3 protein-coding genes are annotated in these 4335 nt (G+C 60.1%); 2 read left to right on the forward strand and 1 reads right to left on the reverse strand.

Translation table 11 applies throughout. From position 1 onward, the window contains the following. Positions 1-609: 609 nt before the first annotated feature. The gene (locus PF446_RS14040; protein ID WP_298072681.1) at positions 610-1461 is read right to left on the reverse strand and encodes an oxidoreductase; all 852 of its coding nucleotides are present in this window, start codon (positions 1459-1461) and stop codon (positions 610-612) included. A 425-nt stretch (positions 1462-1886) separates the two neighbouring features. Between PF446_RS14040 and PF446_RS14045 the strand changes: the two genes are divergently transcribed. Continuing rightward, positions 1887-3158, forward strand: coding sequence for an aminotransferase class V-fold PLP-dependent enzyme (locus PF446_RS14045; protein ID WP_298072677.1), 1272 nt, complete (start codon positions 1887-1889; stop codon positions 3156-3158). 146 nt (positions 3159-3304) lie between these two features. Continuing rightward, positions 3305-4081 carry a glutaminyl-peptide cyclotransferase gene (locus PF446_RS14050; protein WP_298072679.1) on the forward strand — a complete coding sequence of 259 codons (777 nt, stop codon included), beginning with the start codon at positions 3305-3307 and terminating at the stop codon, positions 4079-4081. Positions 4082-4335 lie beyond the last annotated feature (254 nt).

Below are 4335 nucleotides of genomic sequence, written 5' to 3' on the forward strand. Positions count from 1 at the left end.
TTCGCACTGCAGGCGCCCAAGGTGCAGCGGCTGTTCGAGCAACAGGCCACCGGGACCCAGGGGAGCGCAGGTCGACAAGTTGTCGGCTGTAAAATATGCGGTCAACAAAACAGGGGGCCGCGTGTGCATTCCTGGCGGAGAATGGGCGAAACCGGCGGCTGCCCCCTGTTTCCCAGCTCCCGGGGCATGCCTTCACGAATCTTCAGATGTTCGCCTCATCCCCGGCGTCTTCGTCCAAAGCCGGGTCGAAGGCCGGTGGTGTAGCAGCGGATGTCGAAGCGCGTGGCACCGGCGGCCCCGCCGAAGGTGGCCGGCCATCCGGCTGCTCAATCACATGCGCGGTTCAGTTGTGATGTACGGCGCTGCTGCAGTCAGATGACTTCGCGCGTCGAGGCGGAGTTCTACATCAAGCATGGTCCCGGCATGCGCATGGATGGCGACCATGCCGATATCCCCTGCGCGAATGACAGTCGGTTGCAGACTCCGGCGCGCAGTGCAAAAGCTGGTGGGGGCCATGCATTCCGCATACGAACCTGCGGCCTTTTCATCATGTCGCAGCAACTGGAAAGTTTTGATGGCGGCGATGATGACGAACTCCCGAGGTCTGGATTACCTCTCGTTTTCCGGAAAGTCCGCACCCAGTGAGGTCGCTTCCCATGTATCGAAATCGTGCCGCATGAAATCAAGTTTTTTACGCACCAGTTCCAGTCCCACCTCACCCAGCACCAGGCGCAGGGGAGGGGTGTCCGACAATGCCGCATCGATAATGGCCTGGGCGTCGCGCACCGGATCGCCCGCTTGGCTCCCGCTGCGCGCAGCGGTCTGCTTGCGACGCACGCCCGCTGTTTCGGCATAGTCTTCGATCCTGACGGCCGACTGCTTGATTGATGGGCCTGCCCAGTGGGTACGGAAGGGGCCCGGCTCGACGATCAGTACATTGATGCCCATGGGTTTGACCTCCAGTGCGAGTGATTCCGAAATCCCCTCGACCGCATATTTCGTGCCGTGGTAGTAGCCGGTGGCCCCAAAGCTGGTGATGCCCCCAATCGACGAGACGTTGACAATCAGTCCGCTGCGCTGCTTGCGCATGGCGGGCAGCACGGCCTTGGTCATCTCGACAAGACCAAACACGTTGGTCTCGAACAAATCACGCACCGCTTCATCCTCGCCCTCTTCAATGGCGGCCAGGTATCCGTAGCCCGCGTTGTTGACGAGTACATCGATGCGGCCAAACGTGCTGATGGTTTCGGTCACGGCGTTGTCAATCTGCCCACGGTCGGTGACATCGAGCGGCAACACCAGTACCCGGTCGCCCTGGCCGGCGGCAATATCGGCAACCTTGGACGGATCACGCGCGGTGACTACCGCACGCCAACCGCGTGCCAGGACCAGCTTGGCAAGTTCACGGCCAAAGCCGGTGGAGCAACCTGTAATCAGCCAGACGGGGTTTTCATGCTTCATCACGTGCGGATCCCTTCTTCATGAATTGGAAACCACGTACATGGGGATGCACTGATCCATTCCCAAATTCGGCATCCGCTGGATGGCTTCCGGGCACAGACACCGGGGTCAGGGGAGTCTGGCACGGAACGCAGGTCATTCATTTCGCATGATTGCCCTCATCCCTTCGTCGTGGATTCAATTTTCCCGTAATTGGATTGCGCGAGTCTTGTTTTTATAAAGCCGGCTAGACGTCCATTTATGATCATTCCAAGGCGCGCTCCAGGCAGGTTTTCTCTGCTAGACTGAATGGGTATAAGCTTCTTCAGAATCATTCTTTGGTTGCGCGATTGGTCACCGCCAAGCTCGACATGGACTGCCATTCGCAGCCCTGAACAAGGTCGCGATTCCCATCGTCCAGCGACTCCCTTGGAGCACACCACCCCATGCGTTTCGAAACCCAGGCCGTTCATGCCGGCTACAGCCCCGACCCCACGACCCACGCCGTAGTCACGCCGATCTATCAGACCGTGTCATACGCTTTTGACAATACCCGGCACGGCGCCGACCTGTTTGATCTGAAGGTCCCCGGCAATATCTACACACGCATCATGAATCCGACCAACGCTGCCCTCGAGGCGCGCGTAACCGAGCTTGAGGGCGGGATCGCCGGACTCACCCTGGCCTCGGGCATGGCGGCCATCACTGCAGCCATCCAGACGATCGCCGAGTCGGGTGACAACATCGTCTCCAGCAGTCGCTTGTACGGTGGCACGTACAACTTTTTTGCCCATACCCTGCCGCGTCAGGGTGTGCATGTGCGTTTTGCCGATCCGTCCGATCCGCAGGCATTTGCCCGGCTGATCGATGATCGTACCCGCGCGGTCTATTGCGAAACCATCGGCAACCCGCTGGGCAACGTTACCGATATCGCCGCGCTCGCCGACGTGGCACATGCCGCGGGCGTGCCGTTGATCGTCGACAACACCGTGCCCTCGCCCTATCTGTGCCGACCCATCGAACACGGTGCCGACATCGTTGTGCATTCGCTCACCAAGTATCTTGGCGGGCACGGCAACAGCGTCGGTGGCGCCATCGTCGATTCGGGTACTTTCGACTGGGCCGCACAGGGGGACCGTTTCAAGGTACTGGTGGAGCCGGACGTGAGCTATCACGGCGTGAGCTATACCGAGCATTTCGGCGAAGCCGCCTACATCGCCCGTGCCCGCGTGGTGCCGCTGCGGGCCATGGGCGCTGCACTCTCACCGTTCAACGCTTTCCTGATCATGCAAGGCATCGAGACGTTGCCGTTGCGCATGGACCGCATCTGTGACAACGCCCTTCGCATCGCCGAACACCTGCGCGAGTGCCCAAAGGTGACCTGGGTGTGCTATGCCGGGCTGCCGGACCATCCTGATCATCATCTTGCCCAGCGCCTTTTGGGCGGCCGGGCCTCGGGCATCCTGAGTTTTGGCGTCAGCGGCGGTCGCGAGGCCGGTGCCCGCCTGCAGGACGCGCTGCAGTTGTTCACCCGCCTGGTCAACATTGGTGATTGCAAGTCGCTTGCATGCCATCCGGCGACCACGACGCATCGCCAGCTCAATGACGAGGAGCTTGCCGCCGCCGGTGTCGCGCCGGACATGGTGCGGCTTTCAATCGGCATTGAGCACGTGGATGACCTGATTGCAGATCTTGACCAGGCCCTCGCGGCGGTCTGACCCCGATCGGCGGATTCGTGCAACGATGCAATGTGCCCGTGCTTGAGGTTTGCCCGGGGTTTCATGCTGCCATGACAAAAAACAGGAGACGAAAGTCATTGTTCGTGCATGATTACGCCCGTCCCCTTTAGCTGCACGGTAAACCCATGTTTCGTCTTGTCGGCACCCTCGCATTACTCGCCTTTGCCGGTACCTGCTGGGCCGCGATACCGGTCTATGGCTACAAGGTTGTGCACGTGTATCCGCACGACACCTCGGCATATACCGAAGGGCTTTTCTACAGGCACGGGTTTATTTATGAAAGCTCCGGGCACTTCGGCACGTCGACCCTGCGCAAGGTTCAGCTGGATACCGGCAAGGTCGTCCAGCTACGGCACGTGCCGCCGCAGTATTTTGGCGAAGGCATCGTCGCCTGGAAAAACCGGTTGATCCAGCTCAGCTGGAAAAGCGGTACCGGCTTCGTCTACGACCTGGATAGCCTCAAGCCGCTGCGACATTTCAGCTATTCCGGCGAAGGCTGGGCGCTGACGGCCAACAGCAAACACCTCTTCATGAGCGATGGCACCCCAGTGTTGCGCATTCTTGATCCACGAACCCTGAGACAGACCGGGCAGATCACCGTGACGGCGGATGGCGTGCCGGTGGAAAACCTCAACGAGCTGGAATGGGTCAAGGGCGAGATTTACGCCAACGTCTGGCTCTCCAACCGCATTGCCCGGATCGATCCGGCCAACGGCCATGTGCTGGGCTGGATCGATCTTTCCGGCTTGCTGGACACAAGCCGGCTGCAGGATCCTGTCAATGATGTACTCAACGGCATCGCCTATGACGCCCGCCACAACCGCTTGTTTGTCACCGGCAAATGCTGGCCAAAACTGTTCCAGATCAGGTTGGTGAAACGCACTGCAGGGCGACGGAACTAAAGCGGCCGGGTCCTTGCATCAGGGAAGACGGGTTCGGTCCTTGTCTGGACGCTTCTGCTCCGCAGGGCCCGATCGTGGGCTAGACTGACCCTATATGGATTGCGGAGAATCACGATGGCTACAACGGGGCGCACGCTGCGCCGATCGCGCAGCAACCGGATGATTGCAGGCGTAGTGGCCGGACTGGCCGATTATTTCGGTCTGGATCCGACGCTGGCGCGTGTGATTTATGTGCTGATTTCGATCTTTTCCGC

The organism is Oleiagrimonas sp. (genome assembly GCF_027858935.1).
GTDB lineage: Bacteria > Pseudomonadota > Gammaproteobacteria > Xanthomonadales > Rhodanobacteraceae > Oleiagrimonas.

Coding starts and splice junctions, on each gene's coding strand:
- PF446_RS14040 (WP_298072681.1), bottom strand. CDS start 1,461: ATGAAGCATGAAAACCCCGTCTGGCTGATTACAGGTTGCTCCACCGGC.
- PF446_RS14045 (WP_298072677.1), top strand. CDS start 1,887: ATGCGTTTCGAAACCCAGGCCGTTCATGCCGGCTACAGCCCCGACCCC.
- PF446_RS14050 (WP_298072679.1), top strand. CDS start 3,305: ATGTTTCGTCTTGTCGGCACCCTCGCATTACTCGCCTTTGCCGGTACC.